Genomic DNA, 18,212 nt, shown 5'->3' on the forward strand with positions numbered 1-18,212 from the left:
TCCCAAGGAGAAAAACATGGCACTGTCCACTGAAGAAGTTATGGCCGGATTGGCTGAGCTCATCAACGACGAGACCGGCATTGCGACCGACACTGTTGAAATGGGCAAGTCGTTCACCGATGACCTCGACATCGACTCGATCTCGATGATGACGATCGTTGTCAACGCAGAAGAGAAGTTCGACGTCAAGATCCCCGACGAAGAGGTAAAGAACCTCAAGACCGTCGGTGACGCAGTGAGCTTCATCACCAACGCTCAGGCGTAACACCCGCTCGTCGTGGACGGCCAACCGCACTCGTTGCGGTTGGCCTCCGCGCAGCACTCCAGAAGTCTGCCGTTGGCCGATTTTCTGAGCCATGCACTCTAAAGGAACGTGAAATGACCAAAAAGATCGTTGTCACCGGTATCGGTGCCACTACGCCCATTGGCGGAACCGCGACCGAGTCGTGGAACGCCCTTCTCGCTGGCGAGTCAGGCGCCCGTCCGCTCGAGCATGAATGGGTCGCCAAGCACGAGTTGCCCGTGACTTTCGCTGCTGAAGCCAAGGTTCGCCCCGAGGAAGTTCTTGAGCGCGTTGAATACAAGCGTCTCGACCCCTCGAGCCAGTTCGCCCTCATCTCGGCTCGTGAAGCCTGGGCGGATGCCGGCTCCCCCGATGTAGACCCCGTTCGTATCGGTGTCGATTACTCCACCGGAATCGGTGGACTCTGGACTCTTCTCGACGCCTGGGACACCCTGCGCGAAAAGGGCCCCCGTCGTGTTCTGCCCATGACGATCCCCATGCTCATGCCCAATGCCGCTGCGGCCGCGATCAGCATGGCAATTCCTTCGCGTGCTTACGCTCGCACCGACGTATCGGCTTGCGCCTCGAGCACCGAGGCTCTTGCCAACGCGTACGCGCACCTTCAGGCTGGGCTTGCGGATGTCGTCATCGCCGGTGGAACGGAAGCAGTGGTGCACCCGCTTCCCATCGCCGCCTTCGCGTCGATGCAGGCACTCTCGAAGCGCAATGACGACCCGGCAACGGCCTCGCGCCCCTACGACGTTTCTCGTGACGGCTTCGTTCTCGGCGAAGGAGCAGCAACGCTCGTTCTCGAGACCGAAGAGCACGCTCTCGCCCGTGGTGCGCGCATCTACGCTGAACTCGCTGGTGGCGCCGTGACGAGTGACTCGTTCCACATCACTGCTCCCGACCCCGAGGGAACCGCTGCAGCCCGCGCTGTACGCGACGCTCTCGAAGCGGCCGGAGCAACGCCGGAAGAAGTTACCCACATCAACGCTCATGCGACGAGCACGCCTGTGGGTGACATCGCCGAGTACAAGGCGCTTCTGCGCATCTTCGGCGACCACCTGCCGAACATTCCGGTCTCGGCCACTAAGGGCGCCACAGGGCACCTCTTGGGCGGCACAGGAGCACTCGAGGCAATCTTCACCGTCTTGGCTCTCCACCACCGCACTGCTCCCCCGACGATCAACCTCACCAACCAGGACCCGGCGATTCCGCTGGACGTCGTTACGTCGCCTCGCGACCTCGGCTCGGGCCCCCAATTGGCGATCAGTAACTCGTTCGGCTTCGGCGGCCACAACGCTGTTGCAGCGTTCCGCTCGGTCTAAGCTCCGCTGCGCTCGTTGGCTGTGCCGGTAAGCGCTTAACAACACATCGCCCGCCCGATCATAAGATCGAGGCGGGCGATGTGTTGTTAACGAGTGTGATGAGGCGAGAGACGATTTCTCCGCGCCCACGCCGCAGCAGCACGCTAGCGGCTGAGGTGCTAGTTACTGAGGAACTGCGCCTTCACCGGCGAGCACTCCACCGTCGATGATGAACTCAGAACCGGTCGAGTAGCTCGAGTCTTCGCTGGCAAGGAAGAGCACCATCTTGGTGACCTCTTCTGCTTCGCCCAGGCGCGGAATCGGCGTGCGCGTCTCGTCGATGCCCAGACCGTCGGTCATCGGCGTGCGGATGTTTCCGGGGTGTACCGAGTTCACACGAACACCCTGCGGGCCAAGCTCCATCGCAACTGACTTCGTGAGACCACGGAGTCCGAACTTGGATGCCGTGTAGCCGTGCAGCGCCGCAAAGCCCTGCATGCCGGCGGTCGACGAGATGTTGACGATGGCCGAGGTCTCGTTCTTGACGAGTTCAGGAGCTGCCGCGCGAATGCCGAGGAACGATCCGGTGAGGTTGATGCCGATAATCAGCGACCAGTCCTTTTCGGTGTATCCATCAAGGGTTCCGAAGTTCACGATGCCGGCGTTGTTGATGAGTACGTTGAGGCCACCGAAGGTGTCGACCGCTAGCTTGACAGCCGCGTTCCACTCTTCTTCCTTCGTGACGTCGAGGTGCGCATAGATGGCGTTTTCACCCAGTTCCTCGGCCAGAGCCTGCCCTTCGGCATCAAGAACGTCAGTGATGACGACCTTGCCGCCCTCCGCGACGACTCCGCGACTGTGCGATTCGCCCATTCCGCGGGCGCCGCCGCTGATGAGAACTACTTTTCCGTCAAAGCGAGACATGGTGTTCCTTCCAAATACTGAATCGGTTTCAGCCGGAAGGAGAAGGCCCGAGGACCCGAGGACGGCCCATTGTGGCAACCGTGCCCGAATACTTCCGGCCACATTTCAACGCTACTCCGAGAGTCTGCTGCAAGCGACCTGAACGGCACGCTCGCAGCGAACAAACAGCAACACAAATGTGCAGATGGCTTTTCAGCGCTCGAATGAAGGCGCTGCGTTCAGAAAATGTGGCGCGTCAGCGAATGCAACGCGTCACAGGATGGAGCGGCATCCGTCGTGGAGGGTGCACTCGCCATCAAAGAGCGAGTCGACGGCGTCGAGCACGATGTCGGTGCAGTCCTGCCACTCAATCAAGGGAATCCGTGTGTCAACCGCTACTTCTGGAGTGTGCGTACGTTCGGAAATCATGATCAACCTACCTTGTGGAGCCACACAACTGCAGAGTCTTGACTGGCGTGACGGAACGACTCCAGTTCGTCGTCCCAAGCCTGGCCGAGGGCCAGGCGGAGTTCACGATGCAGTTCGAACGCATCGGAACCGGCAACTTCCATCGCGTAACGCAGGCGATCCTCGGGGATTACCATGTTGCCGACGCTATCGGTCTGCGCGAAGAAGATTCCGAGATCAGGCGTGTGCATCCAGCGTCCACCGTCGGAGCCGGGGCTCGGGTCCTCGGTCACTTCGAAACGAAGGTGTTCCCATCCACGAAGCGCAGCAGCGAGCACGGCGCCGGAGCCCTGCGGGCCTTCCCAATAGAACTCGGCGCGCTGGGATCCCTTGAGCACCGGTTGGTTATCCCAATCGAAGTTCACGGCACGTTCGAGAGCGCGACCAGCCGCCCACTCAATGTGTGGGCAGAGCGCGCGAGGAGCAGAGTGCACGTAGAGCACTCCGCGAGCGTTGTGTGCAGTCACGATATCTCCGTTCCGTTGGATGCGACTTCCCCATCGACCCATGAACGGTACCTGTGACGGCACTTTGGCTATTAAATTGTGCGGCGAACCGCTTGGGGACATTATCCCTGACGAATCCGGGAAAATACAAGCGTGTAACTATATTTGTGCGAATTAGACGCGGTTCAGAGCCTCAGGTACCGTCATCCGCCACTCTTCTGGGGCTTCTGCAGCGGGAGCCGCGGGCAGGATGCCCTTGCCGTCGGGCTCCGGGATCGCCGAGATTAGTGCCCGCGTGTAGGGATGGACGGGATCGTTCCAGATGAGATCGGATACTCCGGATTCGACGATTTTGCCGCGGTACATCACGACGGTGCGGTCGGCAATGAGACGCACGATCGCGAGGTCGTGAGAGATGAAGAGCAACCCGGCGCCGGCATCGAGCGCGAGCTTGCGCATCATGTCAGCGACAGAGGCCTGGCTGGAGGCATCCAGAGCAGAAATCGGTTCGTCAGCCACCAACAAATCGGGGCGCGCGGCAAGAGCCCGCGCGATTGCGACGCGCTGACGCTGGCCACCCGAAAGTTCGTGGGCGTAGCGCGACACCATCGTGGTGGGCAGGCCTACGCGCTCTAGCCATTCTTCGGGCTGGGAGCCTTCAGCACCGCGCTCCAGCGCGGCACGAATGCCCTCGGAGATCTGCTGGCCGACGCGGATGCGCGGATTGAGCGACGAATTGGGGTCTTGGAAGACCATCTGAATGGACGTGAACTGCGCCTTGCGGCGACGCACGCCAAGAAGAGGGACTTCAGCGTCACGGTAGGTGACGGCGCCGGAACGAGGCTTTTCCATGCCGACGACGGCACGCGCGAGGCTCGATTTGCCACAGCCGCTCTCCCCCACGAGAGCGAGAACTTCACCGGGGGCGATCGTCAACGAGACTTCGTCGACAGCGCGCACGACACTCGCGCCGTGGTACTCGATAACGAGGTCGGATACTTCGAGCAGCTCGCTCATTGGCTTACCTCCTGAAAGCCTTCTGCACCGGGCAGAGACGAGAGCAGTTCACGCGTGTACGCGTGCTGTGGGTCGGCGAAAATACTGTGACGAACGTTCGACTCGACGATCTCGCCGTGACGCATCACCGCGATGTCGTCGGCGATGGCGCTCATGACACCGAGGTCGTGGGTGACGAGGAGAACGGCCAGTTGACGCTCATCGGCGAGATCGCGCAGCAAGTGCAGGATGCCCGCTTGAACAGTCACATCGAGAGCGGTCGTCGGCTCATCTGCCAAGAGCACGACGGGATCGCACGCGAGAGCAATTGCGATGGCGATGCGCTGGCGCTGACCACCGGAGAATTGGTGCGGGTAGCGACCAAGAGCCTCTGCGGGGTTGGGCACGCGCACGCGGTCGAGTAGCCCGATGGCGTGCTCGCGGGCCTGCTTCTTGGAGAGCTTGAGGTGGCGCGTCACGTGATCGGTGAGCTGAACTCCGACGGTGAGCTGCGGGTGCAAGCTCGACGATGGGTCTTGGAAGATCATCGCAATGCGACGCCCGCGGATCTCATTCAACTGGCGGTGCGACATCCCGACCAGCTCGGTGTCGCCACGTTCAGGATCAGTGAGCCGGATCGAGCCACCCACGACGGCGTTGCTGGGCAGCAAACCCAACATCGCGAGCGACGTGACGGTCTTGCCCGAGCCCGACTCCCCCGCGAGGCCCTGGATACGTCCGGGGGTGAGCGCGAGGCTGATGCCTTTGACGATTGATTTGACGTTGTTACGGGAGCCGATGCCGATCGTGAGACCGTCGACGGTGAGCACGGGCGTGGAGGCAGCGGATGCGGCATCCGCGGACTGTGGTGTTGGTGCGTCGATCATGACCGAGCCCCCGCTCGCGATACCTGAGAAGTCGGATCGAAGATGTCTCGCAGCGAGTCACCCACGAAGTTGAAGGCCATCACTACGGTGAGAATGGCGAGACCGGGGAACAACCCGATCCACCAGCTGTCGAAGTTCTGGATAGCGGCGGAGATCATCGAGCCCCACTCCGGCGTCGGAGGCTGAGCTCCGAGGCCGAGGAACGACAGGCCCGACAGCAGCAGAATGGCGGTTCCGACGTCGAGGCTCGCAAGAACGAGAATCGGGCCAACAACGTTCGGCGCGATATCGACCCGCAGCGTCTTGAAGGGCGAGAAGCCCATCAGCCGACCGGCCATCACATAATTCTGAGCACGAAGCCCGAGCACAATGCTTCGTGTCATGCGGGCGTATTGCGGCCACGAGACCACGAAGGCTGCGATCACTGCGTTGAAGAGCGAGGGTCCGAGAGCTGCAGCGACCACCATCGCGAGGATGACCGTCGGGAACGCCATGACGAGGTCAGTCAAGCGCATCAACAGCTCGTCGACCCACTTGCCGAAGTACCCGGCGATCGCGCCGATGAGGGTTCCGACGAGGAGTGACATCACCACGAGCATGAGCGCCAGCGGAATCGTGACGCCCGCACCGGTCATCAGGCGCGAGAAGATGTCGCGGCCGAGCGCATCCGTTCCCATGAGGGTGTCGATGCCGGGAGCCTGCAGTCGAGGCAAGTCTTGCGCCAGCGGGTCGAACGGAACCCACAGTCGAGCGGTGAAGGCAATGCCCACCCAAGCGACTGCGATAACAGCGCCGATGACGCCGAGTGGGGTTATCCACGCGGCAGGAATCTTTAGCCAGCGCTTTCTCATGCGAGCCTCACCCTCGGGTCGAGTACACCGTAAAGAAGGTCGACGGCGAAATTGATAGTCAAGTAGACAACGCCCACTACGAGACCGACGCCCATGACGCCGGGCAGGTCGAGGCTGGTTGCCGAGTTGTAGGCGTAGCTGCCAAGCCCGGGCCACGCGAATACTGCCTCGACGAGCACCGTGCCCGAGAGCAGGGTTCCGAACGCGAGGCCGACGATCGTGAGGATGGGCAGCGATGCTCCGCGCAGCACGTAGCCGAAGAGCAGTCGTGGGCCACTAAGCCCCTTAGCGCGACCGGCACGAACGTAGTCGGCATCCAACACTTCGAGCACCGAGGTGCGAACGAAGCGCGTGAGCAGACCGATCGTGAAGAGCGAGAGGACAAAGACCGGAAGCATGAGGTGAGCAAGGGCATCCGTGAACGTGACCCACTGGCCCGCCAGCAGGGCATCGACCGTATAGAACCCCGTTACAGTGGGCGGCGGCGCCAGCGCGGGCGAGAGCCGGCCCGAACCTGGCGCGATGCGCAGTTGCAGGAAGAAGAAGTTGAAGCTGACCAGCGCCATCCAGAAGGTCGGGATGCTGAGGCCAATGAGCGAGAACACGCGAACCAGCTGGTCGCTGATCTTGCCGCGGCGGTAGGCCGCGAGGGAGCCGAGAGCCACCCCGACTCCGAGGCTGACGACGATGGCCAACAGAGCGATCTCGACCGTGGCCGGCACTGCCTTCGAGAGGTCTGATGCCACGGGCTGTGCTGTGCGCAGCGAGATTCCCATGTCGCCCTGGAACAGCCCGCCGATGTAGTTGGCGTACTGCACGGGAAGCGGCTGATCGAGCCCGCGTTCCTTGATGTAAGCCTCGACCGTGGCGGGGTTGCTCGCCGCCCCTTCACCGAGCGCTGCCGCAATGGGGTCACCCGGCACAAGGTTCGCGAGAGCGAACGTGACGATAGTGACTCCGAAGAGGAGCAGGACTGAGGTTCCGAGGCGACGAAGCAGGTACCCGACCAGAGGTGATCTGGCCGAGTACCTGCGAGTCGCGCGGGGTGTGTTTCCCACGCTAGAGGTTCTTTCTACTTAGCTTGCAGTTCAGCGATGTCCATCGTCCAGGTGGAGTTGTACGCAACTCCATCAATGTACGAGGCGGTCGCGATGTTGGAGCCAGGAACGATCAGCGGAACGAACGGTCCACGCTGCTGCAGAGCTTCAGCGAAGTTGCTGAATGCAGTCTCGCGCTCGTCGAAGTTCGTGGCGTTCTCTGCTGCCGAAGCGAGGTTCACCACGTCGGTGTCCTGCTCAGCGGTCCAACCGGCGCGCAGTCCAACCTTCTGTCCCGCCGAGAACGGCAGGAAGTTGGCGGAGTCGGCGTAGTCAGGGCCCCAGAACCAGATGCTGAAGGCTTCGGTTCCGTTGACGTAGCTGTCGATCTGCGTGGTGAACGGTGCCGGAGCGAGCTCGATGGTGATTCCAGCATCCGCAAGCTGCGACTGAATGCGCTCGGCGAGCGGGGTGAAGCTCACGCCACCAACCGGGTAGTCGTTCGGGTACTCGAGGGTGATGCTCTCACCGTCGTAGCCGGATGCTTCAAGCGAAGCAGCGGCAACGTCGAGGTCCTGCTCTACACCGTTCTCCAGCGCGCCGAGGAACGACGGCGGGATAACGCCGGTGGCCTGCTCGGAACCTGCACCAGCAAGCTCGAGGAGCGCCGGGTAGTCGAGAGCGTAACGAACGGCGTTAGCGAAGTCGGGGTTCGACGTAACGCCACCCACTTCTTCGCTCTGGTTGATCAGCAGGAAGATGGTCTGTGCCGACGGAGTCGAGAACACGTTGATGCCATCGCTGAGGCTTGCGACCTGGTCACCGCTGAGGTCAACCGCTACCTGAGAGTCATTGCCCTCAAGGTTGATCTTCTGGGTTGCGGCCTCAGAAACGTTGCGGATGACAACGCGAGTGAAGTCGATGTCTTCGTCACCGTTGTAGTTCTCGTTCTCGGTGAGAACAACCTGCGACTCGAAGTTAACCGAGTCGAGGATGTACGGACCGGAACCAGCCGACGTCTCGTTCAAGAATGCTTCAGCAGCATCCGAGTCATCCGTCGTTCCACCGTTTTCGATAACGAGCGCGGAGTTCAGGATGGCCAGCGACGGGTTCGTCATGAGGGCGGGGAGCTTGAGCGACGGGGTTTCCGTGCTGAGCTCGACGGTCATGTCGTCGATCTTGGTGACGGTGATGCCGTTCATCAAGAAGTTTGCCTTGCTCTCGGTCATACCGGCGACGCGGTTGAGCGAGAAGACAACGTCGTCAGCGGTGATTGCTGAACCGTCAGAGAAGACGCGGCCGTCCTTGAGCGTGAAGGTGAAGACCGTGGCGTCGTCGTTCGACTCGTAGGAGGCGAGGCCGTCAACCGGAGTCGACTCGTCGGAGCCGGCGAAGTCGAGAAGAGTCTCGTAGAGAGCCTTCGAGACCATGTACCCGGTGGGGACGTAGTTGCGACCGGGGTCGCTGGTCTCGAGCGTGAAAGCGGTGTCAATAACGATGCTGTCGCTTGCTTCGGGTGCTGCTGCAGCGCAACCGGCGAGAGCCAGTGATGCAGTCAGTCCGAACGCGGCCGCTACGTAGCGGAACTTGGTGCGCAAAGGGAACTCCTTGGTGGTTATAGAACAGCCTCTGGACGGCTGTGCTTGAGATTGGCACAATTCCCGCTAGTCTGTCCAATCAAAGGCGCGATAATTCAGACCATGAGTTAAACATGAGGGAGATTTCACACAATATGTCCAGTAAAGGCACCACCGGCTCACCCAGTACTGGACAATCATCGTCAGAATTGGATGAGATCAACCTGAAGATATTGAGTGAGCTCCGCTATAACGGACGAATATCAATGTCTGCTCTCGCAGAGAAGGTAAATGTCTCTCGCGCCAACGTCTACACGCGCGTGGAACAGCTCATGTCTGAAGGAGTGATTACCGGCTTCAGTGCCCAGGTTGACCCGGCCAAAGCCGGGCTCGGCATCTGCGCACTGGTGTTTCTTTCCGTGCATCCGCAGACTTGGGCCAGCTTTCGCGATCGCATCACAAACATGACAGAAATCGAGTCGTGCCGAATCACTACCGGTGAGCACGACGCAATGTTGTTGATCCGCGGCCACGAGGTGGGCGCCATCCACGACTTCATTGTCGGAGTGCTCTCGGTATTGCCCGAAGTAAAGTCGCTCGAGACCGTTCTGGTACTCGACGAAGTCTTTCAGCGCCCGTACCTGCTACCCACGGACCTGCCCGAGCGCCCGCAAGAACCCGCACAATTGGGCCTCACCCGGTTCACCCGGGCTGACCCGGGGCGGGCTGGGCTCAACAACTAATTCGCCACGTCACCTCAGGCGCTAGACGACCTGAACGCACACGCTCTTACCGGGAACGCCATCGAGCACAAACTCCTCGATGAGTTCAAGACGACCGTCGGGGCGTGAACCGAGGGTCGTGCTGCTGTCGCCCAGCAGGGTTGCATCGCTTGCGATGACGTGGTGCACGAAGAACTCATCGAGCACGCCGTCGCGGTAGCGACCGACGCAGCGGCCTGCCGTAACCGTGTCTCCAAAGTAGAAGCCCCACACGATGCCCGAGTTCTCGTCAAACTCGAACTGAGTGGGCTCAGCGCTGACCGTGCTCGCGGTCGACTCCTCGAGGATGAATGTGGTGCCGTCGAGCTGAGGAGTGCTGCGCTGCGCTGGGTCGAGCTCGGGCCACGCCCCGCGGCGGTCAGCCTCAACGCAAATGCTCACGTGAGCTTCGCCATTCTTCTCGAACTCTTCGTAGAGCTCGAGCTTGCCATCCGCATTCCACTGGATAGTGCTGGACGCCATACCCAGAACGATTTCCTCGCTCGCGGCCAAGCGGTGGGCGAAACGAATCGACACGATGTCGCCATCGCGACGACCGACGAAGCGCCCGAGAGCAACGGTGTCGCCGTAGTACTCACCCCAGACCATCTGGCCGTCTTGGTGATAGCGGAATCGCGTGGGAGTTGCCGTCGACACAGCGCTCCCCGAGGACGAGACCAGAATGAACTCGCGGTTATTGATCGAATCGGGAACAGGCTGGGCCGCTGCGGCGGCTACGGGGGCATCACTCACGCAGATGAGTATGGGGCGCGGAGGCGGTCTGCACGAAATCGACCGCGAAGAGTCCAGTTCATCTAGAACGCGTGCGGCTTGCGTGGACATTTTGTCGCCGGAAGGGGAGCTATGGCCTCCAATGATCCACCCCGAGAAAACTGCGACGAGCGGACCAGAGAGGTACCACTCGAGGCCGAAGAACTCGACACACCGAACAGTAGCGGGCGAGCATCCGCCCCCTCGCTAGGGTCAACTACTACATACTCAGTATCGACTTACCCGGAAGGTCTGGCATGTCAATCCGCCACAGCTTGCTCTCAATCTTGGCGCAGGGCCCCTGCTACGGGTATCAGTTGCGGTCGGAGTTCGACCGGCGCACTGGGTCCACCTGGCCACTCAACGTCGGCCAGATCTACAACACGCTCGATCGGCTCGTGCGCGACGGTCTCGTGCTCACGACCAGCGCACCCGCTGACGACGACTCAGACGGACCGCAGCAGACGTATTACACGGTCACGGATGCCGGAGAGCAGGAAGTGGAGCACTGGCTCACGACTCCGGTCGACAGTTATTCCGTCAGCCGCGATGAGCTTGCGATCAAGCTCGCCATCGCCGTGACGCTCCCCGGAGTGGATGCGCACTCCGTGATCGAACACCAACGGCAAGCCACCCGTGGCGCCGTTGACGCCCTCTCCCTCACCGCCGAAGTGCGCGAGGATGCCCGCGACGCCAGCCAGTTCGCGGAGCAACTCGTCACTGATTCCTTGCTCGCGCACGCCGAAGCTGAACTGCAGTGGCTCGACCGCGTCGAGAGCGCACTGACCACGGCACAATCCCGCGGGTTCGCTGATGCCTTTCCCTTGAACCCCACGAAACCCAAGCGCGGGCGACCCGCCACCGGTGCTTCCTCTTCGTCCAACGGATAGTGGGACCCACGGGCCAGGTTGGCAGCGCTCGGGCTATTTGGCGTGATCGTAGCGATCGACGATGGCGGTTGTAAGCGGGAACGTGACCGGGATGTCGCCGAAGACGAGCCGCCCAGCATCCGCTGCTGCCGCCGTCACGTGTTCAGCGACGCTGTCCGCGAGCTCTGCGGGAGCGTGCACCACAACCTCGTCGTGCAGAAAGAACACGAGGTGGGGCGCTTCAGTGAGCCAGGCGCCTTCAGACAGCTGGCCGAGGCGGTTGCGGATGCTCGCCATCCAACACAGCGCCCATTCGGCCGCAGTGCCTTGAACAATAAAGTTGCGCGTGAAGCGGCCCCACGAGCGCCCGCGTTCTTGCGACACCGCGCGCTGAGCGGGAGACTGCGAATCGTCGTAGTCCGCCGCGTGAGTGCCCGGAGGCGAACTGCGCCCGAGTTGGGTGCTCACCACTTCGCCACGTTCACCGGCTCGTGCCGCCTTCTCCACGAGAGCAATCGCCTGCGGGTAGGCCCGCGCGAGGCGAGGCATGAGCCGGCCACTCTCCCCCGATGTCGCGCCGTACATTGCGCCAAGCATCGCGAGCTTCGCGTGAGCGCGAGTATCGACGGCACCGCTCGCCACGATGCCTTCGTAGAGATCACCCGAGGCTCCGGCCGCGACCATTCCGCGGTCACCGGCCATCGCTGCGAGGATGCGGGGCTCGAGTTGCGAGGCGTCCGCAACAACAAACTTCCAGCCCGGATCGGCCCGGACCGCACCACGAATCAGGTGCGGAAGCTGCAGAGCACCGCCGCCGCTGGTTGCCCAGCGCCCGGTCACGACCCCGCCGGGAACATAGTCGGGACGAAAACGACCGTCGACCACCCACGCGTCGAGCCACGACCATCCATTCGCCGTCATCAGCCGTTGAAGTTTCTTGAATTCGAGCAACGGGGCAATAACCGGATGCGTGAGCTGCTTGAGTTCCCACGACCGGGTTGTGGTCGCTTGAATGCCCGCGACGCTCAACGCCCGCAAAAGTTCAGCGGGCGACTCGGGCGCCAATCGCGGAGAGTCGAGCCGCAGCCGTATCTCGTCGACCAGTGCTTGGAGTCGTGCGGGCCTGTCGCCCTCGACGCTCGGGCGCGGCCCCAGCATCTCGGTGAGGATCTCGTCATGAGCCTGCGCACTCCAGGGCAAGCCTGCGAAGCGCATCTCGGCGGCGATGAGCGCGCCGGCGGACTCGGCGGAGAGCAGTCGCTGCAACCGTCCGGCCTCAGACGACGTTGCCACCGCCTCGAGCTGGCTCAGAAATTCGGTCAACGCGTTGAGGTCGCCGTCGGCCACGGCTTCAGAATCGTCGTCGAAATCAAACAGCGTTGAGTGCTGCGGCCTAAGAGGGTCTACCGGTGCCGCGTGACCCGCCTGAGCGAGCGCGTCCCAGCGGCTCGTGCGCGACTGAGCTAACGCCGACTCTCGGGTGAAGACCGAATTGCGCAGAATCGCGTGGCACAACCGCAGATCGAAGCAGCGGTTGACCCGCACGCGCGCCTCGAGCAACTCCGGATACCACGCCGCTGTGTCATGCCAGACCCAACGAACGGCCGGCTCCGCGGCCTGCGTCTGCGCAACAAACGCCGCCAGATTGTCGACAACGCGTTCGCCGACAACCGCGCCCGCAGCATCCACTCGTGTGGCGGTGAGGGTGCGGCTGCTAGTCGCGAGCACGAGGTACACGCCCCTAGTCTGCCGTGCTGCACCGACAGCGGCCGTCTAGCTGAACGGTTCGGCGGTTTCCATGAGCGTGGAACGGATCAGAAATCGCACACCATCGGGTGCTTCGAGCGAGAATCCGCTGCCCCGCCCAGCGACGACATCCACCGTCAAATAGGTGTGACTCCAGTAGGCGAACTGCTCACCCGACATCCAAAAGTCAATCAGCTGCTCGGGATGCCCTTCCGGCGCGATATCGAAGACTCCCAGCAGCACATCGCTACCACCAGTGAGAAACTCCCCCGCGGCAAAGCACATCGGGGAACTGCCATCGCAACATCCGCCGGATTGGTGAAACATCAGCGGCCCGTGCGTTCGCCACAACGACCGCAGCAGGTCGATGCTCTCTGCCGTCATCCCTAACCGCGGCTTCGTTTCGCCGGGAATCGCTATGCGTGCTTCGATCATGAGTTAGTCCTGTCGATTGATGCCGAGGGCGGCTGTCGCGTTGTGTGGCGCGACAGCCGCCTGGCCGCCCTGATCCCTGGTTGAGAAGAACTGCTCCCTAGTTGAGAAGAGCTGCTCCCTGGTTGAAGAGAGCTGATTCCTGGTTTAGAAGAAGCCGAGCTTGTTCTCGGAATACGACACGAGCAGGTTCTTCGTCTGCTGGTAGTGGTCAAGAGCAAGAGCGCTGTTTTCGCGACCGATTCCGGAGCTCTTGTAGCCACCGAAAGCGGCACCGGCGGGATAGGCGTGATAGTTATTCACCCACACGCGGCCCGCCTGAAGATCACGACCAGCGCGGTAGGCGATGTTGCCGTTGCGCGACCAGACGCCAGCGCCGAGACCATAGAGCGTGTCATTCGCGATCGAAATTCCATCGTCGTAGTCGTCGAAGCTCGTGACGGCGACGACGGGGCCAAAGATCTCCTCTTGGAAGAGCCGCATCTTGTTGTGGCCTTCGAAGATCGTCGGCTGCACGTAGAAGCCGCCGCTGAGATCTCCCCCGAGATCTACGCGCTCGCCACCGAGCAACAGCTTGGCACCCTCTTGTTTGCCGATGTCGATGTAGCTCAGAATCTTCTCAAGCTGGTCGTTTGAGGCTTGCGCACCGACCTGGGTGTCAGTGTCGAGCGGGTTTCCCTGAATGGCCAACGCCGTGCGCTTGACGGCATCCCCCAAGAATCCGTCATAGATCGGCTTTTGGATGAGCGCGCGACTGGGACTGGTGCAGACCTCGCCCTGGTTGAAAGCGAAGAGAGCGAACCCTTCCTGCGCCTTGTCGTAATAGGCATCGTCATGATCGGCGACATCCGAGAAGAACATGTTGGGGCTCTTGCCACCCAGCTCGAGCGTGGCCGGAATGATGTTGGCACTCGCGTACTGCAGAATCAGTCGGCCGGTGGTGGTTTCACCCGTAAACGCGATCTTGCGGATGCGCGGGCTCGATGCGAGCGGCTTGCCCGCCTCAGCACCAAATCCGTTGACGATGTTGAGCACTCCGGGCGGCAGGATGTCGCCAATCAATTCGATGAGCACGAGGATCGACGCCGGAGTTTGTTCAGCCGGCTTCAGCACGACCGCGTTGCCCGCCGCTAGCGCCGGAGCGAGCTTCCACACCGCCATCAAGATCGGGAAATTCCACGGGATGATCTGCCCGACAACGCCGAGCGGCTCTTTGTAGTGGTACGCCGTCATGTCGCCGTCCATCTCAGCGAAGTGACCTTCTTGAGCCCGAATTGCAGCCGCGAAGTAGCGGAAGTGATCAGCCGCGAGCGGAAGGTCAGCGTTGAGTGGCTCTCGAATGGGCTTACCGTTGTCCCACGTTTCAGCGACGGCAAGTAACTCTAGATTTGCCTCGATCACGTCGGCGATCTTGTGTAGCACCGCTGCGCGCTCGGTCGTGGAGGTCTTGCCCCACGCCGGCGCTGCTTTATGCGCAGCATCTAAAGCTGCGTCAATGTCTTCTGCTGTGCCGCGAGCAACCTCGGTAAAGGGCTTGCCATTCACGGGAGAAACGTTCTCGAAGTATTGGCCCTTGATGGGCTTTACCCACTCGCCGCCAATCCAGTGCTCGTACCGTGGCTTGAAAGCCATCAGCGAATCGGGAGTGCCTGGGGCTGCATAAACGGTCATTCGATGACTCCTGTCGACGTCGTTGTCTGGGATGCGGCGGTAAAGCGGATGCCGTGGCCAGAACGGTACGCGCACACAGGTTGCAGCAACGTTGCGAAAGCTTGCATCGCGAGGCGCGTGTGGGAAGCAAAGGCGCTGCCCCGGAGCCTCAGGGGCAGCCTCGTGGCAAGCTAACGGGTCGCGCTAGGCCAACTCGGAGTTGATGCGTTCGAGGCGCGCGACGATCGATGCTCGCTTGGGCGACTTGGCGGGCAGACGCGTGAGGCAGGCTGTCCACACCTCAACGTCATAGGCGGCTTCGTCGATGCGGGCGTAGGCCAGCAGAGTGTCGAGAGAGGCATCCGTCAGCATCGACTCGCGCAGACGCGAGCTGACATCATCCCGGATCGAACGGATGCCGGGGGCAGTCGAGGTGGGCAACAGTTGCCCCGAATAGCCCGCCAAGGCGACGCGGTGCGCCCCACGGTCGAGAAACGCGAGAACCCGCTGAGCGTCGACGTCGAAGCTGCGAGGCATTTTGTAGGGGCGTGAACTGGGAACGAGGCTCGCATCTGCGCTCTCCAGCACCCGACGCAAACGCACCATTTCGGGCCGTAAAGTGTCGACGGAACAACCGAGAAGTTCCGCTAACCGTTCGGCCGAGAGCCCCGAGGAGTGCCAGGCGAGCAAGACAAGAATTTCGGCGTGCCGCAGGCTGAGATCGCTCGAGCTGCCAGAAACATCGAGCGCGCCACCTTCGCGGCCCAGCACCGACAGCGCAGGCAGTGACTCCGGGCGGGATACGGCGTGCTGAATACGGCGGGCAGGCCGAGCGATCTGTGCGTCAAGGGTACGGATGCGAAGCTCTGACTCGATGGCGGCCACCGCTGCTTCCATCAACGGGAGAGTCGCCGGAGCCACGGCCTCATCGCCACCAGTGATGTCGATGACACCGAGCATTGCCCCCGTCGACGGATCATGCACCGGAACGGCGGTGCAGCTCCAGGGGTGCACGATGCGGTTGAAGTGTTCGGCACCATGAATTTGGATGCCGTGGTCGAGAGCCAGAGCGGTGCCCGGTGCACTCGTTCCCACGGCTTGTTCACTCCAGTCGGCACCCTCTACGAAGAGCATCCCTTCCGCGCGGCGACGCATGGTGCGATCGCCATCGATCCAGAGCAGACGACCGTCTTGGTCTCCGACAGCGACGATGAGTCCGGCATCCAGAGTGTGTCGGATCAGGAGACGATGAATTGTGGGAAGAGCGAGCGAGAGCGGGTGCGAGTCTCGGTACTCGCGCAGGTCGTGCTCGGTGAGTTGACGAGCGTCGAGCGGCTGATCGGGATCGAGTTCCAGCTGGAGTGAGCGTTGCCACGATTCGTGAACGAGGCGTCGCACTCCGGCAGTCGGTGCCCCATCGGCGACGGCCCGACTGTGGGCCTGCTCAACGCGGGCACGCGCGCTGGATTCAGCGGTGGACATCCACGGGCTAGCCACAAGCACTCCGATCAACGTTGGTCGAGTGCCCTTAGCTTAGTTGGCTAGCCCGTGGAACTGTCAGGCAGCGTTCTCGCGGGGCTGTTCGACGAGGTAGCTGCTGTACGCGCTGAGAGTGAGGAAGGTGGGGAATTCCTCTTCCAGCGTTACTTCGCGGAAGACCGCAGCGGCTTCATCGAAGCGATCGCCGGGGGTGCGCTCGATCGTGGCAAACACGTGAGCGAGTTCCTCCTCGATGCTGCGGTTCGTAATCGGTGTGCCTTCCGCCGTCACGACGTGCTGGTGCATCCACTGCCAGAGTTGACTGCGGCTGATCTCAGCAGTCGCGGCGTCTTCCATGAGGTTGTCGATGGCTGCGGCGCCGACTCCGCGCAGCCAGCTCTCGATGTAGCGCAGCGCAATGGAGACGTTGGAACGCACTCCGGCATCCGTTACCGCACCGTCAATGCGCAGGTCGAGCAGGTCATCCGCCGTCACGTGAACATCGTCGCGCAGGCGGTCAACCTGGTTGGGGCGCTCTCCCAGTACCGCGTCAAACTCGGCGCGGGCGGTGGGGATGAGATCGGGGTGAGCGACCCACGTGCCGTCGAATCCGTCGGTCGCTTCGCGACGCTTGTCGCGCGTTACCGCATCGAGGGCGCGAGCGGTCACTTCGGGGTCACGGCGGTTCGGGATGAACGCGCTCATACCTCCGATGGCATGTGCACCCCGCTTGTGGCAGGTTGCAACGAGCAGCTCGGTGTACGCCCGCATAAACGGCACCGTCATCGTGATTGCGGCGCGGTCAGGAAGCACGAAGCTGGCGCCGCGGCCACGGAAGTTCTTGATGATCGAGAAGATGTAATCCCAGCGGCCCGCGTTGAGGCCCGCGCAGTGTTCGCGCAGTTCGTACAGGATCTCTTCCATCTCGAACGCCGCCGGAATTGTCTCGATCAGCACTGTCGCGCGAATCGTGCCGTGGGGAATGTTCAGAGCGTTTTCGGCGAACGTGAAGACGTCATCCCACAGCCGCGCTTCGAGGTGATTCTCGATCTTGGCGATGTAGAAGTACGGCCCACTGCCGCGCTCGATTAGTTCGTGCGCATTATGGAATATATACAACCCGAAGTCGACGAGCGAGCCGGATGCCGGCGTACGCAGCCCTGCCCGGTCGGTGTACCGCAGGTGCTTTTCTACCAGGTGCCACCCGCGCGGTCGCATCACGATCGTGGGTGTCTCCTCGCCGAGAGCGTAGGTCTTTCCCTCCTCGGTGGTGAAGTCAATCTGGCGGCGGATCGCGTCGCGCAGGTTCACCTGACCACCAATCACGTTGTGCCACGTCGGGCTCGTCGCGTCCTCTTGATCAGCGAGCCACACCTTCGCGCCCGAGTTCATGGCGTTGATCGTCATTTTGCGATCGGTCGGCCCGGTGATCTCAACGCGGCGGTCGTGCAAGCCGGGGCCTGCGCCGGCAACGCGCCAGCTGTCGTCCTCGCGAATCGCGGCCGTCTCCGGCAGGAAGCGCAGGTTGCGACCGTTCGTGATGTGCTTGCGCGACTCCATGCGCGCTGCGAGACGGTCGTGACGACGACCCGCGAACTGGTCGTGGAGCCGAGTCAGAAAGTGCAGAGCTTCAGGAGTGAGGATCTCGCTTGATCGGTCATGCGAATCAGCGAGAGGTTCCATTCTGTGCGTGGTCATGATGGGTCCTTAGAAAGATTGTTCTGGCATGAGGTGTCGGTGGGGTTG

Annotated in this window: 18 protein-coding genes; 4 read left to right on the forward strand and 14 right to left on the reverse strand. The window is 62.0% G+C overall.

The window, feature by feature from the left end; all coding sequences use genetic code 11:
* The first annotated feature begins 16 nt into the window (after window positions 1-16).
* Window positions 17-265 carry an acyl carrier protein gene (locus tag ACWTV3_RS02055; RefSeq protein WP_010202791.1) on the forward strand — a complete coding sequence of 83 codons (249 nt, stop codon included), beginning with the start codon at window positions 17-19 and terminating at the stop codon, window positions 263-265.
* A 113-nt stretch (window positions 266-378) separates the two neighbouring features.
* Window positions 379-1,614 (forward strand): beta-ketoacyl-[acyl-carrier-protein] synthase family protein, encoded by a 1,236-nt coding sequence (locus ACWTV3_RS02060; RefSeq protein ID WP_498476613.1) that lies wholly within the window; start codon window positions 379-381, stop codon window positions 1,612-1,614.
* Window positions 1,615-1,776: 162 nt separating this feature from the next.
* Here ACWTV3_RS02060 and ACWTV3_RS02065 read toward each other — a convergent pair whose 3' ends face one another.
* The 8 genes from ACWTV3_RS02065 to ACWTV3_RS02100 all read right to left on the reverse strand — a co-directional run bounded on the left by ACWTV3_RS02065 (window position 1,777) and on the right by ACWTV3_RS02100 (window position 8,779).
* Entirely contained in the window at window positions 1,777-2,517 is a 741-nt protein-coding gene (locus ACWTV3_RS02065; protein ID WP_498476614.1) for an SDR family oxidoreductase, read from the reverse strand.
* A 252-nt stretch (window positions 2,518-2,769) separates the two neighbouring features.
* The gene (locus ACWTV3_RS02070; RefSeq protein WP_498476615.1) at window positions 2,770-2,925 is read right to left on the reverse strand and encodes a hypothetical protein; all 156 of its coding nucleotides are present in this window, start codon (window positions 2,923-2,925) and stop codon (window positions 2,770-2,772) included.
* A gap of 2 nt (window positions 2,926-2,927) precedes the next feature.
* Complete coding sequence (locus ACWTV3_RS02075; protein ID WP_100388847.1) at window positions 2,928-3,431, reverse strand: DUF3145 domain-containing protein; 504 nt, start codon at window positions 3,429-3,431, stop codon at window positions 2,928-2,930.
* A 153-nt stretch (window positions 3,432-3,584) separates the two neighbouring features.
* A complete protein-coding gene (locus tag ACWTV3_RS02080; RefSeq protein WP_498476616.1) occupies window positions 3,585-4,427 on the reverse strand; it encodes an ABC transporter ATP-binding protein in 843 nt (280 codons plus the stop codon).
* Entirely contained in the window at window positions 4,424-5,293 is an 870-nt protein-coding gene (locus ACWTV3_RS02085; protein WP_498476617.1) for an ABC transporter ATP-binding protein, read from the reverse strand. The genes ACWTV3_RS02080 and ACWTV3_RS02085 overlap by 4 nt, the downstream gene beginning before the upstream one ends.
* Window positions 5,290-6,144: an ABC transporter permease gene (locus ACWTV3_RS02090; RefSeq protein ID WP_498476618.1), complete on the reverse strand. Its 855-nt coding sequence runs from the start codon at window positions 6,142-6,144 to the stop codon at window positions 5,290-5,292. The genes ACWTV3_RS02085 and ACWTV3_RS02090 overlap by 4 nt, the downstream gene beginning before the upstream one ends.
* Window positions 6,141-7,202, reverse strand: coding sequence for an ABC transporter permease (locus tag ACWTV3_RS02095; RefSeq protein WP_341619824.1), 1,062 nt, complete (start codon window positions 7,200-7,202; stop codon window positions 6,141-6,143). Before ACWTV3_RS02095 ends, ACWTV3_RS02090 begins: the two co-directional genes overlap by 4 nt.
* Window positions 7,203-7,216: 14 nt before the next feature.
* Entirely contained in the window at window positions 7,217-8,779 is a 1,563-nt protein-coding gene (locus ACWTV3_RS02100; RefSeq protein ID WP_498476619.1) for an ABC transporter substrate-binding protein, read from the reverse strand.
* Between the two features lie 134 nt (window positions 8,780-8,913).
* On the opposite strand from ACWTV3_RS02100, the gene ACWTV3_RS02105 reads away from it, so the two are divergent.
* Complete coding sequence (locus ACWTV3_RS02105; RefSeq protein ID WP_498476620.1) at window positions 8,914-9,501, forward strand: Lrp/AsnC family transcriptional regulator; 588 nt, start codon at window positions 8,914-8,916, stop codon at window positions 9,499-9,501.
* A gap of 21 nt (window positions 9,502-9,522) precedes the next feature.
* Here ACWTV3_RS02105 and ACWTV3_RS02110 read toward each other — a convergent pair whose 3' ends face one another.
* A complete protein-coding gene (locus ACWTV3_RS02110) occupies window positions 9,523-10,272 on the reverse strand; it encodes an avidin-fold protein (protein WP_498476621.1) in 750 nt (249 codons plus the stop codon).
* A gap of 275 nt (window positions 10,273-10,547) precedes the next feature.
* Between ACWTV3_RS02110 and ACWTV3_RS02115 the strand changes: the two genes are divergently transcribed.
* Entirely contained in the window at window positions 10,548-11,180 is a 633-nt protein-coding gene (locus tag ACWTV3_RS02115; protein WP_498476622.1) for a PadR family transcriptional regulator, read from the forward strand.
* 33 nt (window positions 11,181-11,213) lie between these two features.
* Here ACWTV3_RS02115 and ACWTV3_RS02120 read toward each other — a convergent pair whose 3' ends face one another.
* From ACWTV3_RS02120 to aceB, 5 genes are all read right to left on the reverse strand, one after another.
* The gene (locus ACWTV3_RS02120; RefSeq protein ID WP_498476623.1) at window positions 11,214-12,896 is read right to left on the reverse strand and encodes a bifunctional 3'-5' exonuclease/DNA polymerase; all 1,683 of its coding nucleotides are present in this window, start codon (window positions 12,894-12,896) and stop codon (window positions 11,214-11,216) included.
* A gap of 36 nt (window positions 12,897-12,932) precedes the next feature.
* Window positions 12,933-13,340: a DUF779 domain-containing protein gene (locus ACWTV3_RS02125; RefSeq protein WP_498476624.1), complete on the reverse strand. Its 408-nt coding sequence runs from the start codon at window positions 13,338-13,340 to the stop codon at window positions 12,933-12,935.
* Between the two features lie 144 nt (window positions 13,341-13,484).
* Window positions 13,485-15,008, reverse strand: coding sequence for an acetaldehyde dehydrogenase ExaC (exaC, locus tag ACWTV3_RS02130; RefSeq protein WP_498476625.1), 1,524 nt, complete (start codon window positions 15,006-15,008; stop codon window positions 13,485-13,487).
* A gap of 183 nt (window positions 15,009-15,191) precedes the next feature.
* The gene (locus ACWTV3_RS02135) at window positions 15,192-16,484 is read right to left on the reverse strand and encodes a sigma-54-dependent transcriptional regulator family protein (RefSeq protein WP_498476626.1); all 1,293 of its coding nucleotides are present in this window, start codon (window positions 16,482-16,484) and stop codon (window positions 15,192-15,194) included.
* Window positions 16,485-16,544: 60 nt separating this feature from the next.
* Window positions 16,545-18,164 (reverse strand): malate synthase A, encoded by a 1,620-nt coding sequence (gene aceB, locus ACWTV3_RS02140; protein ID WP_498476627.1) that lies wholly within the window; start codon window positions 18,162-18,164, stop codon window positions 16,545-16,547.
* Between the last annotated feature and the right edge of the window lie 48 nt (window positions 18,165-18,212).

Source organism: Salinibacterium sp. AL4.1, assembly GCF_059767305.1.